The sequence below is a fragment of the Frigoribacterium sp. PhB160 genome, assembly GCF_003751785.1.
GTDB lineage: Bacteria > Actinomycetota > Actinomycetes > Actinomycetales > Microbacteriaceae > Frigoribacterium.
The window spans coordinates 201,309-225,074 of sequence record NZ_RKIE01000002.1 but is presented as its reverse complement, the minus strand read 5'-3'; the positions used below and the strand labels follow the sequence as shown (position 1 = coordinate 225,074).

The following is a 23,766-nucleotide window of genomic DNA, read 5'->3' as shown; positions in this document are numbered from 1 at the left end:
GCCACCGCCCCGACCCCCTGAGGAACTGAGCATGTCCAAGCGCATCGAAGTCAACGACCTGAACGTCTACTACGGCAAGTTCAAGGCCGTCGAGGACGTCAACATCACCATCGAGCCCCGCACCGTGACGGCCTTCATCGGCCCGTCCGGCTGTGGCAAGTCGACCTTCCTCCGCACCCTGAACCGCATGCACGAGGTCATCCCGGGCGCCTACGTCGAGGGCGAGGTGCTCGTCGACGGCAACGACCTCTACGCGTCGGGCGTCGACCCCGTGCTCGTCCGCCGCCAGGTCGGGATGGTCTTCCAGCGCCCGAACCCGTTCCCGACGATGAGCATCCGCGACAACGTGCTCGCCGGCGTCAAGCTCAACAACCGGCGCATGTCGAAGGGCGACCAGGACTCCCTCGTCGAGAGCTCGCTGCAGGGCGCCAACCTCTGGAACGAGGTCAAGGACCGCCTCGACAAGCCCGGCTCAGGCCTCTCCGGCGGCCAGCAGCAGCGCCTCTGCATCGCCCGCGCGATCGCGGTCAGCCCCGACGTCGTGCTGATGGACGAGCCCTGCTCGGCCCTCGACCCGATCTCGACGCTCGCCATCGAGGACCTCATCGAGGAGCTCAAGCAGCAGTACACGATCGTCATCGTGACCCACAACATGCAGCAGGCCAGCCGCGTCAGCGACAAGACGGCCTTCTTCAACATCGCCGGCACCGGCAAGCCCGGCAAGCTCATCGAGTACGACGACACCGCGACGATGTTCTCGAAGCCGAGCGTCCAGGCCACCGAGGACTACGTGTCGGGCCGCTTCGGCTGATCCCCGCGGCGTCGCGAGGCGACCACACGACGAAGGAGGCGCCCCACCGGTCTGGTGGGGCGCCTCCTTCGTGCGGTGGTCGGGTCGCGCTACGCGCTCTGCACGGCCATGATCGGGTCGCTCGTCGGGGCGTCGGACCCTCCCGACGGCTCGACCGTGAGGCCGATGGTGGCGCCGGGCGTCATCTCGCCCTTGAGCACCTGCGTGACGGTCGAGTCGGACGCCGTGTCGAAGGTACCTGCCGGGGTCGCGCCGCTGCCGTCGATGTACCAGAGCTCGTACGTCTGGTCGCCGGGCAGCGAGGTGAGCCCGTCGAAGACGACGGCGGAGCGCTTGAGGTCGTTCGACCAGACCAGCGTCGCGGTGCCGCCGGTGGCGACGTCCGTCACCTGCCGCTGGAAGTCGCTCGCTGCGTAGATCTCGTCGAGGGCGGAGGCGGTGGCCTCCTGGCTCTGGCCCGGGCCGCTGACGGCCGAGATGAGCGCGCCGCCGCCGAAGAAGAGCGCGGCGGCCGCGGCCGCGGCTCCCAGGATCGCGGCGGGACGGGTGAACCAGCGGGCCCGGGCCGTGCCGGTGGCGTGCAGCACGCTGCCGGCCGCCTCGGTCTCGCTGGGCTCCATCTCGGGCGCCGCGTGGCGGCCGGGGGCGGCCACCTCGTGGTCACCGCCCGCTCCGCCGCCCGTGAGGGTGTCGGCGACGCGGGTCGGGGCCTGCTGCGCGGGCAGCTGGGGCATGCCCGCGATCTTGTCCATGATGCTGGACCGGAGCGCTGCTGAAGGCGTCACCGGTGTGGCCGCGTGGGCCAGCAGCAGTGCGGTCTCGCGCAATCCGGTCACTTCCGTCCTGAGGGTGTCGGACTCTCGGAGGAGAGCCTCGAAGTCGTGTCGTTCGTCGTCGCTGAGGGCGTTCAGCACGTAGGCGCCGGAGAGCGCCTCGGTGGTGTCGCCGGTGGTCTCGTCGTGGTCGGTCACGATGCCACCCCCATCTCGTCGCGCAGGCGGATCATGCCGTCGCGCAGTCTCGTCTTGACGGTGCCGATCGGCACCTGGAGCATGGCGGCCACCTCGCTGTGGCTGTAGCCGCCGTAGTAGGCCAGCTTCACGGCCTGCCTCTGCAGCTCGGTGAGGCGGCCCAGGGCCCGTTCGACCCGCTCGTGCTCGATGCGGATCTCGACCGACTCGGTGACCGAGTCGTACGCGGTGTCGAGGTCGCGGACCCCGATCTTCAGGTCGCGGTCGCGGCCGGCCTGCGAGGCGCGGATGCGGTCGACGGCCCGGCGGTGGGCCATCGTCAGCATCCAGCTCGAGGCGCTGCCGCGGCCGGTGTCGAAGCGGGTGGCGGTCTGCCAGATCTCGAGGAACACCTCCTGGGTGACCTCCTCGGACTGGGAGTGGTCCTTCAGCAGTCGCTTGATCAGGCCCAGCACACGCGGTGCCGTCTGGTCGTAGAGCTCGGCGAAGGCGACCTGGTCGCCCTGGGCGACCCGCGTCAGCAGTTCGTCGGGCGTGGACGCGCGGAGGTCGTCCTCCGGCGTCTCGGTTTCTCGGGTCACGAGCGTCAGCATATGTCAGTCACCTCGATCCTCTCCGGTCGGGAGTCCGTCGCGCGGTGCGACGATCCGGGGTGGCCGCCCCCTCCGCTCGTGCACCGTCTGGGATGGCGTTCAGACCCGGGCACGGACGGAGGGAGCGGACCGCCGCAACTCGGCCGTAGGGGGCCGGGGGTGTCGACGGAGGATCTCTCGATCCCTCACGTGACTGGTTCGGCACGGGGCCCGGGCCGGATTGGCCGGATCGACGGTTTCGTGCTCGGCGTGCACGGTACGGGGTGGGTGCGGGTGCGCGGGGCGGGGTGCGGGTGCCGGTGCGGTGGCGTCACGGTTCGGGCGTGGCGTCGCGAGATGTCGCGACGCCACACGCAGAACGCAACGTGACGGGGAGGTGGGAGCACGCCGCCTGCCGACCGACCGACCGGCAGCCAGGCAGGTCGCCCTATGCGGGCCACCGGTCGCGGGACACCGGTCGCGGGACACGGGGCGGCGCGGCTCCGGCAGCCGGGGACGGCGCGGGAAGAAGAGGGTGCCGGACCGCAGGAACGCCTCTCGGCGCGAGGCCGCTCGAAGCGGCTAAATTTGGAGCCCGGGGTTTCTGCGGCCCGACCCGGATGAGTTTAGCGGCCTCGTCGTCGTCTCGCCCGGGCGTTCGCCGGGTGCGAAACCGAGGGCGCGCCTCCCCGTGGGGTCAGGGGCGGCGTCGACCGGGTCGGACGGCGGGCGGAGCCGTCAGTCGAGGCTGTCGGCGCGCCAGAGCGCGGCACAGGCGACGAGGTCGGCCCCGAGCTCGGAGAGTCGGAGCGCCCGGCGGGTGAGCTCGGTGGCGCGGTCGGAGCCGACGGCGTCCTGGTCGTCGGCGACGCTGGTCGCGCCGGCCGAGGCCAGCCGACAGAACGCGGCACCGCGCTCGAGGGCGATCGCGAAGTCGCCGACGAAGACGCCGCGGAGGATGAGGTCGGCGAGCTCGAGGATCTCCTCCGGCGTGGCGGGGGCGGGGGCGCCGGCGACCACCGGGTCGATCGTGCTCGACGCCTCGACCCCGCGCTCGAAGAGCATCGTGACCTCGGCCGGCGACTGCCGGATGACGGCGCGCACGAGGTAGATGCGCCAGAGGGCGCCCGGCAGCGTGTGCGGGGAGGCGTGCGCCCACAGCTCGGCGACCGCGTCGATGCCGTGCATGTCGGTGAAGGTGACCAGTCGGTCGAGGATCTCGGGGCTCGGGTCGTTCTTGACGCGCGCGACCAACGCGGCGGCGGACTCGTGGGCGACCCGGTTCATGGTCGCCGGGTCGTCGCCGCCCTGGATGGCCTCGAACTCGGCGCCGGAGAACTGGGTGGGACGGTGGAATTCTCGTGGCATCGGTGACACCTTAGGCGCGACCGCCGACACTCCGCCCGGGGGGCCCGGGGGTCTCCACGAGCGGCTGGATTCCCGTATCGTAGGGAGCCAGGGGCCTCTAGCTCAGTTGGCAGAGCATCGGACTTTTAATCCGCGGGTCGTGGGTTCGAGCCCCACGGGGCCCACTCCCTCTCGACGGGGCCCACTCCCTCTCGGGCCGGCCGGCGGCGGTCGGGGCTCGGGTCGTGTCACGTTCCCTGAGGCGTCGCGCGCCTCCCTGTCTCGACGGCAGGAAGAGGCGTGCCCCCGTTCGGACGCACGGATGCGGGGAACGGGGGCACGATGCGCCGGCGGTGCGAGAGCGCCGTTCGGATCAGGAAAAGAGCGGCTCGCAGTCAACGTCGACGACTTTCGCCCGGTAACCAGCCGGACGAGTTGACACGTTAGCCCCTCCAGGTGGGGCGCAGATGTCAAACGCAGATTTCTGCGCGATTCGGACAAAGGCCTGCCCACCGCGGAGGGGCCCCTGCCCTGCGGCGTCAGCCCACGGAGCCTCGTTCGATGCGCCGGATGCCCCACGACGCCGACCACGACTCGCCCGGTTCGAGCCACACGAGGCCCTCCCCCGTGGCCAGCGCGTTGGCCGGTGCGGTCATCGGCTCGGTCGCGACGGCCAGGCCCTCGACGCCGTCGCGCGGGAAGTTCCGCGGCGTGAAGACCTGCACGTAGGAGAACGACGAGTCTTGCCAGAGCTCGGTCGCCGTGCCGTCCGGCGCCGTCAGGCGCGTGCGCCGTACCCCCTCGTCGTCGGCCTCGACGTCGCGGTAGGCGGTGTCGAGGTCGAGGTCGCCGACCAGCGGCCCGCCCGAGAGGTCGTAGCGCGTGCCCGCCACGGGCGAGGTGCCGACCGGGATGCTCCGGTCGTCGACCTCGAAGCGCGTCTCGGCGTGCAGCGTGACGCTGAGGGTCGCGACGTCGTGGTCGCCCACGCGCAGGAAGGGGTGCGACCCGACCGCGAAGGGCGCCCGCCGCGCCCCGACGTTCTCGACCGTGTGCGTGACGACCATGCCGTCGGCGACGAGCTCGTGCCGCACGGTCGTGTCGAGCTGGAACGGCCACCCGTGCTGCGGGTACACCGTCGCCGCCAGGGTGACCGCGTGCGGCTCGACGTCGACGGGCCGGTACGCCGTGTACCGCAGCAGGCCGTGGCTCGCGTTGCCCTTCGACGGCTCGGTGAGGTCGAGCTGCATCGCCTCGCCGTCGAGGGTCCACCGTCCGCCGTCGACCCGGTTCGGCCACGGGAAGAGCGTGATGCCGCACGCCGACGGCGGCTGCTCGTCGAGGTCGAAGGTCTCGGTCAGCGCGTGGCCGTCGACCGCGAGGGCACGGATGCCCGCTGCGACCTGCGTCACCGTGCCGGTGACGACGTGCCCGTCGGCCTCCAGCCGAAGCTCGTGCTGCTCGCCCGTGGGTGGGTTCGTCATGGTCGCTCTCCTCGCTGCGTCGGTGGTGGTGCTCGTGCGTGCTGCCGTGCGGGCGGTGCGGGTCGTCGGGGCGGGTCAGCCCGCCGGAGGCGCGGTGCCGACCTCGAGGTCGGCCTCGGTCACCGAGAGGCCCGCCGCCCGGAGCTCGGCGACGTGTGCTGCGTCGGCCCCGGCGGTGATCAGCCCCTCGAACGAGTCGAGGGGGGCGATGACGCCGAGGTGCGCCTCCATCAGTTTGCTCCCGTCGGCGACGACGTAGGAGCGGCGGGCGGTCGAGGTCATCAGCCGCTTGACGTCGGTCTCGGGCAGGTTGACGTTCGTCACGCCGTGGGCGACGTCGACGCCCGTGCCGCCGACGAACGCGATGTCGGCCGTGACGGCCGAGAAGACGGTCGTCGCGAGCGGGTTCACGAGCGAGTGCTGCAGCGGCCGGAGGGTGCCGCCCGACACGATCACCGTGAAGCGGGGCACGGCCTGCTCGAGCGCCAGGGCGATCGTGAGGCCGTTCGTCACGACGACCACCCCCTCGAGGTCGTGCCGGTCGAGCAGGGCGAGCGCGATCTGGGTGGTCGTCGTGCCCACGTCGAGCACGACGCAGTCGCCGGACCGCACCAGCGACGCCGCGAAGACGCCGATCACACGCTTGGCGTCGATGCCGACCGCGCTCTCTTCCTCGAAGGGGCGCTCGACGGGACGGCCGACGGACAGGGCGCCGCCGTGAACCCGCGAGAGGAGCCCGTCGGCGGCCAGGCTCTCGAGGTCGGTGCGGATCGTCACCTCGGACAGGCGGAACTCGCGCGCCAGCTCGGCGGTGCGCACGAAGCCGCGGCGGCCGACGAGGTCGGCGATGCGGTCTCGGCGGCGCTCGCCCGGGAGCGGCACGGGGGCGTCGCGGTCGGAGTTGTGGTCCACCCCGTCAGTTTCGTATGCTTTCACCTGCTTTCGCAAATGCAGGCGGCGACCACGTCGCAGGCAGGCGGGGGCACGACCGAGGAGGCACCATGGCGCCCATCGCCGTCCGCCCGACGACGCTCGCCGACGGCCGCGAGCTCATCTACTTCGACGACGCCGACACGACCCTGGGCGACGAGAGACGCGCCGACGCGCGCACGCTCGACCCGCGGCCGACGACGGCGACCATGCGTCAGGACCCGCTCACGGGCGAGTGGGTCTCGATCGCGTCGTCGCGGCAGAACCGCGTCTTCCTGCCCCCGGCCGAGCTCGACCCGCTGGCCCCGGCCTCGGAGACGAACCCGTCCGAGATCCCCGACCTCTACGACGTCGCCGTCTTCGAGAACCGGTCGCCGTCGTTCGGCCCCGCCCTCGAGGCCGACGACGCGCCGGCCGGGCTCGACGACCTCGCCGCCGTCGGCCTCGAGCGCACCCTCCGCAGCGTCGGCCGGTGCGAGGTCGTCTGCTTCAGCCCCGAGACGCTCGGATCGTTCGCGACCCTCAGCCCCTCGCGTGCCCGCACCGTGGTCGAGGCCTGGGCCCACCGCACCGAGGCGCTCTCGGCGCTGCCGGGCGTGCAGCAGGTCTTCCCGTTCGAGAACCGCGGGCAGGCCATCGGCGTGACCCTGCACCACCCGCACGGCCAGATCTACTCGTACCCCTACGTCACGCCGCGCACGAGCGCGCTCCTGCGCAGCATCGACGCCTACGGGCCGACGCTCTTCGCCGACCTGCTCGAGCGCGAGCGCAACGGCCCCCGCGTGCTGCTCGCCGGCGAGCACTTCACGGCCTTCGTGCCCTTCGCGGCCCGCTGGCCGATCGAGATCCGCCTGCTGCCGCACCGCCACGTGCCCGACCTCGCCGGGCTGACGAGCGACGAACGCGACGAGCTCGCGGTCATGTACCAGCGCCTCCTGCGGGGGGTCGACGCCCTGTACGGCGACGAGACGCCCTACATCGGCGCCTGGCACCAGGCCCCCGTGGCGGTCGGGCGCGACACCGTGCGGCTCATGCTGCAGATCACGTCGCCGCGACGTGCCGAGACGAAGCTGAAGTACCTGGCCGGCTCCGAGGCCGCGATGGGAGCCTGGGTGGGCGACCTCGTGCCCGAGGCCCAGGCCGACCGACTGAGAGAGGCGATCGAGCGCTCATGACCACCACCCCCGACACCGCCGGAGGCGCAGCCTCCGCCACCGGCTACGCCTCCGTCTTCGACACCCCCGTCACGGGCCGCTGGTCGGCGCCCGGTCGTGTCAACCTCATCGGCGAGCACACCGACTACAACGACGGCTTCGTGCTGCCCTTCGCGATCGACCGCCGCGCCACCGTGACGGTCGGCGTGCGCGACGACCGCCTGCTGCGCGTCGCCAGCACCTTCGAGGAGGGCGTGAACGAGATCTCGCTCGACGCCCTCGACCCCGCGTCGATGACCGGGTGGCCCGCCTACGTGTTCGGCATCGCCTGGGCGCTGCAGACGGCGCCCGAGCGCGCGACGACACCGTCGTTCGCCGCCGCGGGCGGCGACCTGTCGACGATCGACCTGTCGGCCGTCCCCGGCCTCGACGTGTTCGTCGAGTCGGAGGTGCCGGTCGGCGCGGGCCTGTCGTCGTCGGCCGCCCTGGAGTGCTCCGCGGCCGTCGCCATGACCGAGCTCTGGTCGCTCGACCTCGGGCGTGAGACCCTGGCCGCCGTCGGCCAGCTGTCCGAGAACGAGGCCGTCGGCGCGCCGACCGGCATCATGGACCAGTCGGCGTCGCTGCTCGGCCGGGCCGACTCGGCCGTGTTCCTCGACTGCCGCAGCCTCGACTCGGAGGTCGTCGACCTCGGCTTCGGCGCCAGCGACCTCGAGGTGCTCGTCGTCGACACGCACGTCGAGCACGCCCACGCCACCGGCGGCTACGTCGACCGGCGCGCCTCGTGCGAACGCGGCGCCGAGGCCATGGGCGTCTCGTCGCTGCGCGACCTCGACGCTGACGACCTGCCCCGCGCCGCCGAGCTGCTCGACGACGAGACCTACCGTCGCGTGCGACACGTGGTCACCGAGAACCAGCGCGTGCTCGACACGGTGAAGGCGCTCCGCACGGAGGGGCCGACGGCGATCGGCGCCCTGCTCGACGCCTCGCACGTGTCGATGCGGGACGACTTCGAGATCTCGGTGCCCGAGCTCGACCTCGCCGTCGAGACGGCCCAGCGGGCCGGCGCCCTCGGCGCGCGCATGACCGGCGGCGGCTTCGGCGGCTCGGCGATCGCGCTCGTGCGCTCCGCCGACCGCGAGGCCGTGGCCGAGGCCGTCACGACGGCGTTCGCCGAGGCCGGCTACACCGCTCCCACCGTGTTCACGGTGCACGCCGCGGAGGGTGCTCGCCGCGACGGGTGAGCCTGCGGGCCGGCCCGCCGCGCGTCAGGCGCGGGCGGCCCGGCCGGCCGGGCACGACCTGTCGGCCGTGGCCGATCGACCTGGACCCGCTCGCCCTCCGGGGCGGGCGGGTCTCGTGCGTCCCGGAGCGCCGCGGGGAAGCGTCTCGCTGCAGAGGCTCGCTCGACGGGACGAGACACGGGCGGGGTCGGGCGGGCGGCGCCGTCGCGTCACGTTCCGCGCATCGCGTCGCGACAGAATGCGACGCGATGCGCAGGACGTGACGCTGAACCGGCAGGCAGGCAGGCGCTACGCGTCGCGCTCGGCGGCCTCGACCACGTTCTTGAGGAGCATGGCGCGGGTCATCGGGCCGACTCCCCCGGGCACGGGCGAGAGGGCACCGGCGACGTGCGCGACCGCGGGGTCGACGTCGCCGCGGAGGCGGTACTTGCCGGTCTCCTCGTTCAGCACGCGCGTGATGCCGACGTCGATCACCGTCGCCCCGGGCGCGACCCAGTCGGCCTGCACGAGTCCGGCGACCCCGGCGGCCGCGACGACGATGTCGGCCCGACGCACCTCGGCGGCCACGTCGACCGTCCGCGAGTGCGTCAACGTGGCCGTCGCCTCGAGGCGCGTCAGCAGCAGGCCGAGCGGCCTGCCGACCGTCAGCCCCTGGCCGATGATCGTCACGTGGCGACCGGCGATCGGCACGTCGTAGGCGCGGAGCATCTCGACGATCCCGCGCGGCGTGCAGGGCAGAGGCGTGTCGATCGAGCCCTTGCCGCCGGGCACGGCCAGCACGAGCTCGCCGAGGTTGACGGGGTGGAGGCCGTCGGCGTCCTTGGCCGGGTCCATCAGCTCGAGCATGGTCGTCGGGTCAATGCCCTCGGGCAGCGGCAGCTGGATGATGAACGCCGTCACGGCCGGGTCGTCGTTCATCGTCGTGATCGCGGCGCGGATGTCGGCCTCGCTCGCGGTGCCCGGCAGGTCGAGGCGGATCGACTCGATGCCGACCTCGGCGCAGTCGCGGTGCTTGCCCGCGACGTACGAGAGCGATCCCGGGTTCTCGCCGACCAGGATCGTCCCGAGGCCGGGCACGACTCCCTTCGACCGCAGCGCGTCGACGCGCACCCGGAGGTCGGCCTTCACGGTGGCGGCGAGCGCCGTGCCGTCGATGACGACGGCGCTGCCCTCCCCCGCCGTCAGCCGCCGACCGCGCTCGTCGACCGACACGGGCCGGGCGTCAGGAGCCGGGGCCGCGGCCTCGACGCCAGCCCCGGCCGCGGCCCCGACGCCGTCGCTCACGCGTAGAGCGGGAACGCGTCGGTGAGCACCTTCACCCGCGCGGCGAGCGCCGCGACGTCGGGCTCGGGCATCAGGGTCGCGGCGATGATGTCGGCCACCTCGGTGAACTCGGCGTCGTCGAAGCCGCGCGTGGCGAGCGCCGGGGTGCCGATGCGGACGCCCGAGGTGACCATCGGCGGGCGAGGGTCCCACGGGACGGAGTTGCGGTTGACCGTGATGCCGACCTGGTGCAGCAGGTCTTCGGCCTGCTTGCCGTCGACCTCGCTGGCCCGCAGGTCGACGAGCACGAGGTGCACGTCGGTGCCCCCGGTGAGGACGTCGATGCCGGCGGCTTTCGCGTCGGGCGCCGTGAGGCGGGCCGCGAGCAGCTGGGCGCCGCGGATGGTGCGCTCCTGGCGATCCTTGAACTCGGGCTCGGCCGCGAGCTTGAAAGCCGTCGCCTTGGCGGCGATGACGTGCATGAGCGGCCCGCCCTGCTGACCCGGGAAGACGGCCGAGTTGAGCTTCTTGAAGAGCGGCTCGTGGTTCGAGAGGATCACGCCCGAGCGCGGCCCGGCGAGCGTCTTGTGCACCGTCGACGAGACGACGTGCGCGTGCGGCAGCGGCGACGGGTGCAGCCCGGCGGCGACGAGGCCGGCGAAGTGCGCCATGTCGACCCAGAGGTACGCGCCGACCTCGTCGGCGATCGCGCGGAACGCCGCGAAGTCGAGCTGGCGCGGGTAGGCCGACCAGCCGGCGATGATCACCTTGGGCTTGTGCTCGAGCGCCTGGCGACGAACGGTCTCCATGTCGATCAGGTAGGTCTCGGGGTCGACCTCGTAGGCCACGGCCTTGTACATCTTGCCGGAGAAGTTGAGCTTCATCCCGTGGGTCAGGTGGCCGCCGTGCGCCAGCTCGAGGCCGAGGATGGTGTCGCCGATGTCGGCGATCGCCGCGAGGACGGCGGCGTTGGCCTGCGCGCCCGAGTGCGGCTGCACGTTGGCGAAGTCGGCGCCGAACAGCGACTTGGCCCGGCTGATCGCGAGGTTCTCGGCGACGTCGACGAACTCGCAGCCGCCGTAGTAGCGACGTCCCGGGTAGCCCTCGGCGTACTTGTTGGTGAGCACCGAGCCCTGCGACTCGAGCACGGCGCGGGGCACGAAGTTCTCGGACGCGATCATCTCGAGGTAGTCGCGCTGCCGGCCGAGCTCCTGCTCGAGGACGGCGGCGATCTCGGGGTCGACGACCGAGAGGGGCTCGTTGAAGGACGAGGGCAGTTTCTGGCTGGTCACAGGGGTCTCCTTGGCACACGTGTCGGACGAGGTCTGGTGTCGTGGCCCAGGCGTACGGCCACCAACCGTGTGTCAGTCGCTCCCCGATGGTCAACCATCCGAACGCCAGTCGCGACTCGGACAGCATAACGCCGAGGAGGCGCGGTGCGGCAGCCCCTGCCCCTCGCGACGTGGCACGCTGGGCGGATGACGTCGACCCTCGAGGAGACCCGTGTCGAGACCGGGGCCGACCCGCGCCTCCTGACGGCCTCGGACGTCCCCTGGGTGACGCTCGTCTGGGACGATCCCGTCAACCTGATGTCGTACGTGTCGTACGTCTTCCGCAGCTACTTCGGCTTCGGCGTGCGGGAGGCCGAGCGGCTGATGATGCAGGTGCACACGGGCGGCAAGGCCGTCGTGGCGACCGGCTCGCGCGAGGAGATGGAGCGGCACGTGGTGGCGATGCACGACTACGGGCTCTGGGCGACCGTCGCGAAGGCCGACGAGTGACGCCGTTCCGCCGGCGCCGGGAGGGGCTCCGCCTGACGCTCCCCGGGCACGAGCGCGCCGTGCTGCGCGACCTCGTCGAGCAGCTCGTGGCCGTGGTCTCGGGCGGCGACCAGGACGACCCGGCCGTGGCGCGCCTCCTGCCGACCGGGTACGCGGACGACGCCGAGGCGGCGGCGGAGTTCCGCCGGTTCACCTCGGACGACCTCGTCGAGCGGAAGCTGCACAACGCGCGCCTCGTGCTCGCCGCGCTCGACCCGGCCGCGGGTGAGGAGCCCGTGCTCGACGACGCCGCCCAGCAGTCGTGGCTGCGGACGCTCACCGACCTGCGGCTCACGATCGGGGCCCGGCTCGGGGTCACCGCGGAGGGCTTCCCGCCGGGCGACGACCCGCAGGTGCTCGTGCTGCAGGACGTCTACGACTGGCTCGGGTACGTGCAGGAGAGCCTGGTGCGGTCGCTCCGCTGAGCGGGGCGGACGCCGTCCGACGGCGAGCGCGTCGGGGCCGACGTCGACCGGTCGGTGCACCCCGCTCGTGGGGCTGCCGCGCGCGGCCGTCGCTCGTAGGATGGTGGGCGGGGGCGACCGGTGGGGATCCGGTCGCGGGAGGGTGACGTCGTGGCGCAGTCGCGCACCGGGGAGGCGCTGGGCGCCTCGTACCGACTCGTCGAGCTGATCGGCTCGGGCGCGGTCGGCGAGGTCTGGCGCGCCACCGTCGCGCCCCACGACGAGGCCGTCGCGGCCAAGCTGCTGCGGCCCGAGCACGCGGCCGACCCCGAGATCGTCGAGCGCTTCGTGCGCGAGCGGTCGGTGCTGCTGTCCCTCCGTCACCCCGGCGTCGTGCAGGTGCGCGACCTCGTCGTCGAGGGCGACCGGCTCGCCATCGTCATGGACCTCGTGCCCGGCGGCTCGGTGCGCGACGTCGTGGCCGCCACGGGACCGCTCGCCCCGGCCGACGCGCTCGCGGTCGCCGCGGAGGTGCTCGACGCCCTCGCCGCGGCGCACGCCCGCGACGTCGCGCACCGCGACGTCAAGCCCGACAACGTGCTGCTCGCCGAGGCCTGGCGACCGGGCCTCCGCGGCGCCGTGCGCGTGGGCGACTTCGGCATCGCCTCGGTCGTCGGCGAGGGCCGCGGCACGACGACCGGCCTGCTCGGCACCCCTCAGTACATGTCGCCCGAGCTCATCAGCACCGGGCGCTCGGGCCCCGCGGGCGACGTCTACGCCACCGGCGTCATGCTCTACGAGCTGCTCGCGGGCCGCACCCCCTTCGCCGGGCCCGGCACCGACTTCACGATCGCCTACCGCCACGTCACGTCGACCCCGCCCCCGCTCGACCTGCCCGACGACCTCGACGCCGCGCTGGCCTCGCTGCTCGCGAAGGACCCGGCCGCCCGGCCCGCCGCCGCCGACGCGGCCTCCCGCCTGCGCCGCCTGGCCGAGCGCCACGCCGAGCTGGCCGCGCTGCCCCGCGTCGACGCCCCGGAGGCGTTCGCCGAGGTTGAGCGCCCGGCGACGATCGTCCGCGGCTCGACGACCACGCGCGGGCCGGCGGGTCCGATCCCGGCCGACCCCGACGTGGCCGACCCCGAGACGGCCGGGCACGACGACGGACCGGGGGTGCCGGAGGCGCGTCCCGACCTGGGCACGGACGGCGCGCACACGGTCGTCAGGCCGCTGCGTCGCCCCGAGGGCGGGGCCGTCGGCGCTGCGCCCCGCCGCGCCGCGCCTCCGGCGGGTGCTGCCGCGTCGTCGTCGTGGCGGCCCGCGTGGCTGACGAACCGGGTCGCGGTCGTCGGCGGGACCGTCGTCGCCCTCGTGGCCGCCGTCGTCGTGGCCGCCGTCGTGCTCGTGCCCCGGGGGCCGGCCGAGCCCGCCGTCGCCGGGGGCGCCGTGGCCGCGACCGCCAGCCAGCGCGACGCCGCGCTGCCGACCGGGCTGACCGTCACGCGCGACGCCTCGTACGACCCGGAGCGCGGCTCGGTCGACCTCACCCTCACCTACTCGGCGCAGGCCGCCCCGCTGTCGGGCGCCGTGCTCGAGGTCGTGCCGGGCCTCGACGAGGGCGACCCCTGCCCCGCCGTCACGTGGACCGCGCCCGCCTCGGTCGAGCGCGACCGGCCCTCGCTCAGCGGCGTCACCGCCGACTGCGGGTGGGCGGTCGACCTCGACGTGCCCGCCGGCGACGAGCTCGTCGTCGAGGGCACCGTGCCGGTCTCGCCCGCCGACGGCGCCGCACTCGACGCCTGGCTGGACGCCGCCGGGCAGGCCACCGCCGAGGCCGTCGAGGACCCGGCGGTGACCGGGACGAGCTACGTCGTGCAGCGCCTCCGCGGCGTCGAGGTGCGGACGCCCTCGCGCACGGTGAGCCAGACGACCCTGCCCGTGACGCTCGTGCCCGTCTGGCCGAGCGGCCCGGACGAGCTGAACCCGCTCTACTCGAGCCCGAGCACGGGCGCGCCCTCGAGCATGCTCGACGACGTCGCCGGGGGCGAGGGCGGCGTGCGGTTCGCCGACGGCTGCTCGGGCGCGCTCGCGGTCTCGAGCGACGGGCTCGTCGTCACGGCGCTGTCGATCGCCCCGGAGTGCGTGGTGCGCGCGACGGTGGGCGCGTTCACGAACCTCGAGAGCTCGCCCTTCAGCATCACGACCCGCGACTGAGCGGGCGGCTCGAGCGGGCGGCTCGAGCGGGCGGGTCGACGGGCGGCTGAGCGGGCGCCGGGCCCGCGACCGACGTCAGGCCGACAGCTCGGCGGACTCGGCGGCGCTCGGGCTCATCGACTGCACCAGCCGCATCGACCCGCCGACGCAGGCGTAGCCGCGTCCCTGCGTGAGGGCCACGGGAGCCCGGCGCGGCAGGGTGACGCCGAGCAGCTCGCCGTCGTAGTCGACGTCGGGCTGCAGCAGGACGCCGCAGCGGGCCTTGCGGACGGTCTTGGTCCAGTGGCCGTAGAGCGTGCGGAGGTCGGCCGAGCGACCCGCCGCGACGACGCAGAGGCCGGGGCGGCCCGACGCGAGCAGGGTCGCGATCGACTGGTCGGCGTCGTCGAGGCGCTCGGCGTCGTCGACGAGCAGCAGCACGGGGCCGCGCTCGAGGCGGAGCGACGCGAGCAGCGCGGGCACCTCGTCGGCGCCGGTCGCCATCCGGTCGAGCCCGGCCTGCCCGAGCGGCGACCGGCGGTCGCCGATGCCCCAGACGGCGGGCCGGTCGGTGCCGACGGCGGCGCGCACCGACTCCGCGATCGCGAGCAGCAGGGTCGACTTGCCCGACCGGGCGGGCCCGGCGACGAGCACGTGCTCGCCCTCGTAGACCTCGAGCACGGCCGGCGAGAGGTCGTCCTCGCCGAGGCCGATCGGCAGCTGCCAGGGCTCGCCCGAGAAGCTCGGCGTGACGCCCACCCGGTCGACGGGCACGTCGGTCGGCAGCTGGCCGATCGCCGACTGCTTCGCGGGATGCCCGGCCCAGGCCGCGGCGACGAGCGCGACGGCGTCGGCGAGCGGGCCGGGAGGCGTCGCGACGTGCATCTGCAGCTTGGTCACGGCGTCGACGCAGCGGCCCGGCACCGGGGCGGGCACGCCGCTCCCCCGCACGCCGAAGGTCGCGTAGTCGTAGCTGTCGGCGAGGCGGTAGAGCCACTTCTGCGTCGTGACCTCGTCCATGGCCGACGGCACGGCCTTCGCGCGCGTCGTCGAGACCGCGAACGAGAGCCCGAGCCCCGGTCCGTCGGCGTAGGCCCGGTAGAGCAGGTCGAGCAGCTGCTGGCCCTCGTAGTCCTGCAGGTCGTCGCGCAGGGCGGCGAGGCCGTCGAGGAGGACGACCGCGCGCCTCCTCGAGCCCGGCTCGGTGCGACGACGCTCGACCTCGGTGCGCAGGTGGCGGAGGAACCGCGCCTGCTGCTCCTTCGCGCCGGGGCCCGCGCCCACGTAGGCGACGGTGTGCGGCAGGTCGGCGAGCGGCTCGAGCCCGCGCGAGCCGGTGTCGAGCACGTAGAGGTCGAGGTCGGCGGGCGACTGCTCGCGGGCGAGCGTCAGGGCGAGGCTCGCCAGGGTCGTGCTCGTGCCGCTGCCCGCGATGCCGAGCAGCAGGAGGTTGCCCTCGTCGAGGTGCCAGCCGGCAGGGCTCTGCCGCTGCAGGTCGGGCTCGTCCGCGAGCGCGACGGCCACGAGGTCGCCACGCACGGCGCCGACGGCGGGGGCGGGCGGGGCGGCGGGCGGCGTGGGGCCGGCCGCCGGGTCGGCAGCCGGACCGGCCGCCGGGTGGGCGGCGGGGTCGGACGAGGGGTGGGGGTCGGACGAGGGGGCCGGGGCCGCGGCGCTCGGGGCGACCGCCTCGAAGCCGGCCAGGTCGACGCGCTCGCCCAGCGCCTCCGGCCAGACCTGACGCGGGGCGGCGAAGCCCTCCGCGGCGGCGGCGCCGACCACCGCGTCGATGAGCAGGTCGAGGTCGTTCGCGTCGGTCGCGCTCGCCCGGGGCGGTGCGGGTCGGGGTGCGGGGACGCCGAACTGCCCGGTCTCGCGCACCTCGACGGCCGCCCGGGCCGTCTGCTGCGCGCGACCGGTGACGAGCGCGGTCTGCACGGGGGTGATGTCGTCCTGCCCGAGCTTGACGTACGCGCGCCCGGTCTGGGCCCGCCCGATGCCCGCCGCGCTCGGGACGCCGATGACGTTGCTCGAGTCGTCGCGGCTCTGCACCCGCAGGGCGACGCGGAGGTTCGTGTTGGCGAGGATGTCGTCGTTCACGACGCCTGCTGGCCGCTGCGTGGCGAGGATCATGTGCACCCCGAGCGTGCGGCCCACGGCCGCGACGCTGACGAGCGAGGTCAGCACGTCGGGGAAGTCCTTGGCGAGCATCGCGAACTCGTCGACCACCAGCAGGAGGCGCGGCATCGGTTCCGCCGGACGCGTCGCCAGGTAGGCGTCGAGGTTGTCGACGTCGTCGCCCGCCGCCGCGAACGCGCGCTGACGCCGCTCCATCTCGGCCTCGAGCGAGCGGAGCGCGCGGTCGGCGAGCTGCTCGTCGAGGTTGCTGATCGTGCCGATGGTGTGCGGCAGGCGCTCGCACGCCTTGAACGCGGCACCGCCCTTGAAGTCGATGAGGATGAAGTTGAGGCGGGTCGGGTCGTTGCGCGCGGCGAGGCCGGCGACGAACGAGCGGAGGAACTCGCTCTTGCCCGAGCCGGTGGTGCCGCCGACGAGGCCGTGCGGGCCGTCCTTCACGAGGTCGAGCGAGAGCACGCCCGACTCGCCCGAGCCGATGGGCGTCGAGACGCCGGTGCTCGTCGACCAGAGGCGCCGCACCGACTCGACGTCGACGGCGTCGGAGCCCGAGGCCTCGGTGCCGAGCAGCTCGGGCAGGCGCACGAGCGACGGCAGCGAGGCGCCGGGCACGACGAGCTCGGGGTCGTCGAAGCGGGCGAGGCTGCGGGCGCAGCGCTCGGCCTCGGCCACGCTGATGCCGGCGACGACGACGTCGTCGACGCGCGTGCGGTCCTCCGGGCGGTGGACCGTCGCGGCCGCGTCCTCGCCGACGACGATGACCGAGGTGCAGGCGGCGGGCAGCTGCTCCTCGGAGGTGGCGATGACGATGCCGCTGACGCGGCTCGGGCGCTCGCCAGGCCGCAGCGTGACACCGGGCAGCGACCGGCCGTGGCCGAGCAACGCACGGGCGGGGGCGTCGCGGCCCTCCGTCAGCACCTCGGAGTCGAGCACGACGAGCAGCGACGGCGTCGGCAGCTCGTCGGCCGTCTCGCGCAGCCCGCGCAGCATCGACACGCTCGTCTCCCGGTGCGCCGACATCCACCGCTCGCCGCCGCTGCTGCCGACCTGGCGCGTGTGCGGCAGCCAGGAGGCCCACTCCCAGTCGTCCTCGCGGCCGCGGTCGCAGAAGGCGCCGATCGTGAGGTCGGCGGGGCCGCAGTGCACGGCTGCCTGGGCGAGCAGGCTCCGCGCGAGGGCCAGCGCGCCGGCCCGGTCGCCCACGATGCCGACGACCCCGGCGTCGGTGAGGTCGACGACGACCGGGGCGGCCGGGAGCCGGGACTCGGCCAGCGCCTCCTTGACGGCCTCGTCGTGCCGGGCGACGCCGCGGTCGTCGACGGGCGGACGCCAGGGCACGTCGCCGATGCCGGCGGTCAGCGCCAGCGCGTCGTCGTCGGCCGCGCGGCGCTGCCAGAGCAGGGTCGACGGCAGCTGCGGTCGGCGGAGGACGGTCGCGGGGTCGGGCGCGGTCTCCTGCCGGCGCCGGACCTCCTCCGCGGCGACGAGCGCGATCTCGTGCCGGAAGTCGTCGACGGCGGTGGCGAAGCGCTGCTCCTCTTCTTCGAGGTTCTTCTTGCGACGGTGCTTCTGCTCGGCCCACATGCCGATCGCCATGACCGGGCTGAGCAGGGCGAAGAGCGCGAAGCGGGCGTCGCCGAGCAGGATCACCATCGCGCCCGCGAGCACGAGCGGCGCCGCGACCGTGATGACGCTGAACTTCGAGGCCGGCGGCACGTCGCGCCGGGTCGGCGGCAGCACGGGCTCGACGTCGTCGACCCGGCCGGGGCGCGGCGGGCGGTTGAACGGCGCGGTCGCCGCGGGCGTGAGGTTGTGGAGGGTGCCGGGCGCGGGGACGGTCACCTCGTCGAGCGCGGGCCGGACGAGCAGCACGGCGCCGCCGACGATGACCGTCGTGGCCTCGGTGACGAGCACGCCCTCGGCGTCGAGGCGCTCGCCCTCGACCACGGTGCCGTTCGTCGAGCCGGCGTCGCGGATGCGGACGCCCTCCACGGCGGGGCGGGAGGAGCGGCGGGCGGGGGCCGCCTCGGGGTCGGGAACCGCGCCGTCGCCCGAGGACGGCTCGTCCTCGCGCACGAGCTCGCGCTCGACGGTGCAGTGCTCCCACGACGCGCTGGCCGTCGGCAGCACGAGGTCGGCCTGCGGCGACCGGCCGACGACGAGCGGTCGCGAGCGGGGCAGCTCGACGACCTGGCCGGCCCCGACGCCGCCGGCGAGCGTGACGGTCCAGCCGGTCACGGGCCGGACGCGCGGGCCCGGGGTGCGGGCGATGCGTGACCCCTCGAGCAGCACGAGCTCGCTGAGCGGCGTACTGGCCGGGACCGCCTCGGCGTCGACCCAGAGGTCGTCCTCGAGGTCGGTCGACGCGCCCGCCGCGCGGACCAGCTCGGCGAGGGTGGACGACGAGCGCCAGCGGTCGACCTCGACGCTCGTCCGGCGGTCGTCGAGCTCGATCAGCACGCGCATGCGGGGTCAGCCTTCGTCGGTGGCGGCGGTGGTGGTGGTGGTGCCGGCGAACCAGACGACGGGGGCGGCACCGTCGACGGGGGCAGGTCGCAGGCCGAGCGACTGCGCCGAGGCGTGCAGCGGCACGACCTCGCCGTCGAGGGCCTCGGGCCGCGTGAGGTCGAGCACCGGGCCCGCGACGCCGTCGCCGGGGCCGAGCTCGAGGGTCGACAGGGAGGCGCGGGTCGCCTCGCCCTCGCGGCTGCCGGCCGTCGAGACCGCCCGCACCAGGGCGAGCACCGCGTCGTGGCTGCGCGAGTCGGCCGCGTCGGCGACGGCGGAGAAGGGCAGGTCGCCGGTGAGGTTCGTGGCGTCGCCGTCCTGGGCGAGCACGCGGACCCCGCCGAGGAACGCCGACATCGACCGACCCGCGGCGTCGGAGCGGAGCGCGACGGCGTCGTCGGTCTCGGCGCCGACCGTGACCATCGACCCGGCCGAGCTGCCGCCGGCGGCGACGAGCGCCTCGGCGAAGGCGGGGCTCGTCGCGTCGGCGGTCAGCACGAGCGGCACCGAGACGTCGGCCGCCTGCAGTGCCGCGACGACGGCGCCCTGGCGGGCGGCCGGGCCGCTCACGACGACGGCGTCGGCGGGCGTCTCGACGGGCGCCGGTGCGGTCTCGCCGGTGCCGGTCGGGGAGACGACGCCGGTGAGGCGCGCGATGTCGGCCGCCGACGCGGTGAGGTCGGCGTCGCGGGCGACGGTGGCGATCTGCGCGACCTCGACGCCCTGCGGCGAGCCGCCGCCGGCGTCGACGAGCAGCACGGAGGAGGCGTCGCCGAGGGCGACCGCCAGGGCGGCGCCGTTCTGGACGGCCGTCGGCGCGGTCGACCGGGCGTCGCCCAGGTCGGTGCCGAGGTCGTCGGCGGACGCGTAGGGCAGCACGACGGGCACGCCCGCCTCGGCGGCGGCGGCGACCGCGCCGGCGGCGTGCGGCCCGCTCGTGGCGACGACGATGCCGGAGGCGCCCTGCTCGACGAGCGACGCGACGGCGTCGCGGGCCCCGGCGTCGGTCCCGCCGTCGTTCTCGGCGACGACGGAGACGTCGGTGCCGCCGAGGGCGAGGCGGCGCTCGGCGACGAGGGCGCCCTGGGCGGCCTCGCTCCACTGCGCGCCCTCGGCGTCGCCGAGGGTCAGCACGACGCCGACGGTCGTGCCGTCCGGCACGTCGACGCCGGAGAGGGCGACGGGGACGCTCGCGGGCGCGGGGTCGCCGGCCGGCTCGTCGCCGGAGCGGACGACGGCCACGGTGACGACGGCGGCCGCGGCCACGACGAGCGCCGCGGCCGCCGCGACCACGACGGTGCGGCGGCGACGCGGGGCCCGGGGCGCCTCGGCCCCGGGCTCGGCGGGCGCGTGGTCGGGCGTGCCCGACGCCTCGTTGCTGTGGCTCATCGGTCGCCTCCGACGCGGAACGAGTAGAGCGTGCTCGACGTCGCCCCGGCGGGGACGTCGAGGTGGAAGGCGGGCAGCGACGACGCGGCGTCGAGCGACGCGGCGAACTGGGCCTGCCGCAGCATGATGCCCGCGACGTCCTCGGCCCGCACGTTGGCGTAGCCCGACGCGTTCTGCGACGCCAGCGCCAGCTGGAAGTCGGCGGTGTCGGCCTTGGCCGCGCTCGTCGCCATGGCGCCGAGGATGCCCGAGCCGTTCACCGTCCGGTCGCCGAGGTCGAGCAGCACCTTGCCCAGGTCGGCGGCGAGCAGCGTGGAGGCGCCCTCCACGTCGCGCGTCGAGGTGGCGGTGCTCTGCGCGATCCGCTCGAGCGAGGCCGCCGTCTGCTCGTCGACCGCCTGCGTCAGGCCGTCGGTCTGCTCGGCGAGGTCGCCCCGCTGGCCCTCGATGGTGTCGCGGGCGTCGCCGACGACGACGTCGGAGGTGGTCGAGAGGCCGGCGATCGACGCGTCGAAGGCCGCGACGACGCTCTCGCGGCTCGTCGTCCCCTGCGCCGCGACGACCCGGACCTGCTCGCCGACGAGGGCCGTGATGTCACGACCGGCGTCGGAGGCGGCGTCGTCGAAGGCGTCCTGCACGCCCTCGGCGAGCGCGTCCTGCTGCGTCTTCAGCGCCTCCAGGGAGGAGAGCAGCTGGGTGCCCTCGTCCTGGGCCGTGGCGGTCGTCTCCTGCAGGGCCGCGACGGCCTCGTCGAGGCTGCCGTCGCCCGCGGCGACGGCGTCCTCGACGTCGTCGAGGACGTCCTGCACGCGGGTCGCCGTGGCCTCGAGGGCGGCCAGCGAGCGACCGAGGCCGGCCTCGGCGTCGTCGAGGTCGGTGGCCGCGACGACCTGGTCCCACGCGGCGGCCTGGTCGGCGAGGCGCTCGCTCATCGGGTCGACGCCGAGGTCGGGCAGGGGCAGGTCGAGGTCGAGGGCCGCCGGGGCGACGGTCTCGTCGCCGGTGCCGGTGCCGGGCTCGCCCTCGGGGTCGCCGGCTCCGCCGTCGGCGTCGCCCGCGCCTCCGTCGCCCTGGTCGCCGTCGCCGTCACCCTGGTCGCCGTCGCCGTCGCCCTGGTCGCCGCCGTCGCCGCCGCCCTCGGGGAGGGCGCAGCGCTCGTCGGTCAGGTACGCGCGGAGGCGCTCGACCTCGGCGCGAGAGAGGCCCGAGCCGAAGGGCTCGTCGTCGATGACGTCGCAGAGCTCGGCGGCGAGGCGGGCGTTCTGGGCCTGCATCGAGCCCCGGGCGTCGACGTCGCCGATCTGACGACGGGCGTCGACGGCCGTGTCGTGCACGGCGTCGACCTGGGCGCGGAGCGTCGGCAGCCCGGTCGAGAGGGCGTCGACGGCGTCGTCGAGCTCACGCAGCGAGGTGGCGACCTCGTCGTCGGAGACGTCGCCGGAGAGCGCGGTCAGCTGGTCGTCGACCGAGTCGAGCTGCGCCGCCAGGTCGGCGTACCGGTCGAGCGCGGCCTGGGCGGCCTCGGGCTGCAGGTCGTCGACGAGGTCGGCACCGTCGGTGACGAGGCCGATCAGGGCCCCGGTCACGGAGAGCGACGAGGCGAAGAGCGCGCAGGTCAGCGAGGGCTGCCCGGTGCACGACTCGACGGTGGGGTCGGTCGGGCCGACGGTCGCGGCCAGCGACGCGGCGACCTCGTCGCGGCACGCCTCGCTGGCGCCCGCGTAGCCGTCGAGCTGGGCCGACACCTGGAGCAGGCTGCCGTAGACGCTCGCCGTGTCGCCGGGAGCGGGCACCTCGGTGGCGCAGCCGGCCCGGTCGAGCTGCAGCACGGGCGCGGTGGCCTCGGTGTCGCCGAGCAGCGCGTCCACGCTCGCGACCGTCTGCTGCAGCTGCGAGCGGACGGCCGACCCGGTGCCCTCGACGGTGCCGCCGAGGTCGGTCTCGAGCGACGCGAGCTGGCCGCTGAGGCCCTGCATCGTGCCGGCGAGCGAGGTGCTGCTGTCGCGCAGCTGCTCGGCGGTGCGCACCCCGAGGGTCTCGGAGGTGCTCTCGAGGTTCGTCCGGACCTCGGTGATGGTGCCGCCGGCGCGGCTGAGGACGGTGTTGACCTCGGAGATGAGGTCGATGGTGCGCTGCTGCAGGGCGAGCTCGGAGGTCGAGCCGCTGTCGAAGGCTCCCCCGAGGACGCCGTCGACCGAGAGGTCGGTCGTGATGCCGGGCTGCGCGGCGAGGTCGATCGTCGGCGTCCGGAAGTCGTCGACGTCGGCGACGAGGCTGAGGGTGGTGCTCGCGCCGGAGCGGGGCGGCGCGAGCAGCGTGCCCCACTGGACGACGGCGTCCCCGTCGTCGGTCGTGCTCACGATGCCGTTCGTGCCGCCGTCGGTCGAGCCCTGCCCGCTCATGACGCTGCTCGGCGACGTGCCCTCGAGCACGGTCGACGCGGCGATGCTGAGGGGCGCCCCGACGAGCGCGGTGTCGGTGCGCGAGCTGCCGGCGACGTCGTAGCTGACGTCGGTCGGCGCGACGGTGAGGTTCTCGACCGTGAGGTCGATCTCGACGCGGCCGGTGTAGCCCTCGAGGTCGGCCAGGTCGGTGCCCGACGAGTCGCCGGCGCGGTACTGGGTGGTCACCCGTACGGGCAGGTCGTCGGCGACGTCGGCGGGCGCGAAGGAGGCGGTGGTCGAGGACGACGTCCCGGCCCGCTCGTCGACGGAGATCGTCGTGCTGTCGACGGCGGTGACCGCGCCGTCGGTGGCGAGGGTCGAGACGACGGTCTGCAGCACCTTCGAGGGGTCGTCGACCGGCTCCGGGGCCGACGTGCAGCCCGCCGCGACGAGGGCGACGGCGGTCGCCGTCGCCAGGCCGGCGCCCAGCCGACGGGCGTGCCGTCGGCGCGCCGGAGCGTGCTGTGTTCCCCTGGTCATCTCGACCGTCCCCCTCGTACTGACTGTTCCTCAGCCATGTGTCCCGAGAGCCATAGTAGGGGCCGCCCCCGGTCCGGGGACGGCGGGGGACAGACCGGTGGACCCCCCTTCTGAGGGACGAGGCGCCGCGACCCGCGCAGCCGCGCGTTGCTCACCGGACGCTCCCCCGTCATGCCCCGAGAAGAGGGGGCACAGACAGATCGGTAGATCCCGGTCGTGGGCCGAGAACGCGAGGTAATGTCGACCTGTTCGAGCCCCGGGGGCGTGTCACGCGCAGGGGTCCATCCACCATGGGGAGTACAGATGTCACGCGTCCTTTCGACCGAGCAGGCCAAGACCGCGATCCGCCAGGTCCAGGCGATCGTCAACGGCGGCTTCACCGACCAGATCAGCCAGCTCGACGCCCAGGGCCGGATCCTCTCCGACTCCAACGTCTGGGACGGCCCGCTCGCCGCGACCTTCCGCGGCTCGACCTGGCCCGAGACCAAGGCCGCCCTCGACAAGGCCAAGACCGAGCTCGAGCAGCTCCGCACGCAGCTCGAGAAGATCTCCACCGACATCTTCAGCGCCGGCGGCGGCGCCTAGGCAGCAACACCGGTCGTCCCCCGTGCCCGCC

At 74.6% G+C, this 23,766-nt stretch carries 17 protein-coding genes, 1 tRNA gene and 1 riboswitch; of the genes, 8 read left to right on the top strand and 10 right to left on the bottom strand.

The genetic code is table 11. From position 1 onward, the window contains the following. The first annotated feature begins 31 nt into the window (after positions 1-31). Positions 32-811, top strand: coding sequence for a phosphate ABC transporter ATP-binding protein PstB (gene pstB, locus EDF38_RS10050; protein WP_123355305.1), 780 nt, complete (start codon positions 32-34; stop codon positions 809-811). Positions 812-900: 89 nt separating this feature from the next. Here pstB and EDF38_RS10045 read toward each other — a convergent pair whose 3' ends face one another. From EDF38_RS10045 to EDF38_RS10035, 3 genes are all read right to left on the bottom strand, one after another. Continuing rightward, positions 901-1,782 (bottom strand): anti-sigma factor domain-containing protein, encoded by an 882-nt coding sequence (locus tag EDF38_RS10045; RefSeq protein WP_123355304.1) that lies wholly within the window; start codon positions 1,780-1,782, stop codon positions 901-903. Then, positions 1,779-2,375, bottom strand: a complete 597-nt coding sequence (locus EDF38_RS10040) for a sigma-70 family RNA polymerase sigma factor (protein ID WP_123355303.1) — start codon at positions 2,373-2,375, stop codon at positions 1,779-1,781. The genes EDF38_RS10045 and EDF38_RS10040 overlap by 4 nt, the downstream gene beginning before the upstream one ends. 717 nt (positions 2,376-3,092) lie before the next feature. Continuing rightward, positions 3,093-3,722, bottom strand: coding sequence for a DNA-directed RNA polymerase subunit beta (locus EDF38_RS10035; RefSeq protein ID WP_123355302.1), 630 nt, complete (start codon positions 3,720-3,722; stop codon positions 3,093-3,095). Between the two features lie 91 nt (positions 3,723-3,813). Here EDF38_RS10035 and EDF38_RS10030 point away from each other — a divergent pair. After that, positions 3,814-3,886 (top strand) — tRNA-Lys (locus tag EDF38_RS10030). Between the two features lie 354 nt (positions 3,887-4,240). Here EDF38_RS10030 and EDF38_RS10025 read toward each other — a convergent pair. Then, positions 4,241-5,185 (bottom strand): aldose 1-epimerase family protein, encoded by a 945-nt coding sequence (locus EDF38_RS10025; RefSeq protein ID WP_123355301.1) that lies wholly within the window; start codon positions 5,183-5,185, stop codon positions 4,241-4,243. A 75-nt stretch (positions 5,186-5,260) separates the two neighbouring features. Next, a complete protein-coding gene (locus tag EDF38_RS10020; protein WP_233572383.1) occupies positions 5,261-6,097 on the bottom strand; it encodes a DeoR/GlpR family DNA-binding transcription regulator in 837 nt (278 codons plus the stop codon). 89 nt (positions 6,098-6,186) lie between these two features. Here EDF38_RS10020 and galT point away from each other — a divergent pair, with 89 nt between their 5' ends. Together galT and galK are read left to right on the top strand one after the other, a co-directional pair. Continuing rightward, positions 6,187-7,290, top strand: coding sequence for a galactose-1-phosphate uridylyltransferase (gene galT / locus EDF38_RS10015; protein ID WP_123355300.1), 1,104 nt, complete (start codon positions 6,187-6,189; stop codon positions 7,288-7,290). Continuing rightward, positions 7,287-8,513: a galactokinase gene (galK, locus tag EDF38_RS10010; protein WP_123355299.1), complete on the top strand. Its 1,227-nt coding sequence runs from the start codon at positions 7,287-7,289 to the stop codon at positions 8,511-8,513. The genes galT and galK overlap by 4 nt, the downstream gene beginning before the upstream one ends. Positions 8,514-8,801: 288 nt before the next feature. Here the strand turns inward: galK and EDF38_RS10005 are convergent, their stop codons facing one another. Together EDF38_RS10005 and glyA are read right to left on the bottom strand one after the other, a co-directional pair. Then, the gene (locus EDF38_RS10005; protein WP_123355909.1) at positions 8,802-9,698 is read right to left on the bottom strand and encodes a bifunctional methylenetetrahydrofolate dehydrogenase/methenyltetrahydrofolate cyclohydrolase; all 897 of its coding nucleotides are present in this window, start codon (positions 9,696-9,698) and stop codon (positions 8,802-8,804) included. 95 nt (positions 9,699-9,793) lie between these two features. Beyond that, positions 9,794-11,068 (bottom strand): serine hydroxymethyltransferase, encoded by a 1,275-nt coding sequence (gene glyA / locus EDF38_RS10000; protein WP_199734688.1) that lies wholly within the window; start codon positions 11,066-11,068, stop codon positions 9,794-9,796. Between the two features lie 37 nt (positions 11,069-11,105). Further along, positions 11,106-11,191, bottom strand: a riboswitch (ZMP/ZTP riboswitch). A gap of 63 nt (positions 11,192-11,254) precedes the next feature. On the opposite strand from glyA, the gene clpS reads away from it, so the two are divergent. The 3 genes from clpS to EDF38_RS09985 all read left to right on the top strand — a co-directional run bounded on the left by clpS (position 11,255) and on the right by EDF38_RS09985 (position 14,214). Next, complete coding sequence (gene clpS / locus EDF38_RS09995) at positions 11,255-11,557, top strand: ATP-dependent Clp protease adapter ClpS (RefSeq protein WP_123355298.1); 303 nt, start codon at positions 11,255-11,257, stop codon at positions 11,555-11,557. After that, positions 11,554-12,021, top strand: a complete 468-nt coding sequence (locus tag EDF38_RS09990; protein ID WP_123355297.1) for a DUF2017 domain-containing protein — start codon at positions 11,554-11,556, stop codon at positions 12,019-12,021. Before clpS ends, EDF38_RS09990 begins: the two co-directional genes overlap by 4 nt. A gap of 150 nt (positions 12,022-12,171) precedes the next feature. Continuing rightward, positions 12,172-14,214, top strand: a complete 2,043-nt coding sequence (locus tag EDF38_RS09985; RefSeq protein ID WP_123355296.1) for a serine/threonine-protein kinase — start codon at positions 12,172-12,174, stop codon at positions 14,212-14,214. Positions 14,215-14,289: 75 nt separating this feature from the next. Here the strand turns inward: EDF38_RS09985 and EDF38_RS09980 are convergent, their stop codons facing one another. From EDF38_RS09980 to EDF38_RS09970, 3 genes are read right to left on the bottom strand one after another with little or no spacing between them, the layout of a single operon-like run. Next, positions 14,290-18,795: an FtsK/SpoIIIE domain-containing protein gene (locus EDF38_RS09980; RefSeq protein ID WP_123355295.1), complete on the bottom strand. Its 4,506-nt coding sequence runs from the start codon at positions 18,793-18,795 to the stop codon at positions 14,290-14,292. Positions 18,796-18,801: 6 nt separating this feature from the next. Further along, positions 18,802-20,226, bottom strand: coding sequence for a hypothetical protein (locus EDF38_RS09975; protein ID WP_123355294.1), 1,425 nt, complete (start codon positions 20,224-20,226; stop codon positions 18,802-18,804). Further along, a complete protein-coding gene (locus EDF38_RS09970; protein ID WP_123355293.1) occupies positions 20,223-23,150 on the bottom strand; it encodes a hypothetical protein in 2,928 nt (975 codons plus the stop codon). The genes EDF38_RS09975 and EDF38_RS09970 overlap by 4 nt, the downstream gene beginning before the upstream one ends. A 303-nt stretch (positions 23,151-23,453) precedes the next feature. Here EDF38_RS09970 and EDF38_RS09965 point away from each other — a divergent pair, with 303 nt between their 5' ends. Next, positions 23,454-23,735 carry a pyrophosphorylase gene (locus EDF38_RS09965; protein WP_123355292.1) on the top strand — a complete coding sequence of 94 codons (282 nt, stop codon included), beginning with the start codon at positions 23,454-23,456 and terminating at the stop codon, positions 23,733-23,735. Positions 23,736-23,766: the final 31 nt, after the last annotated feature.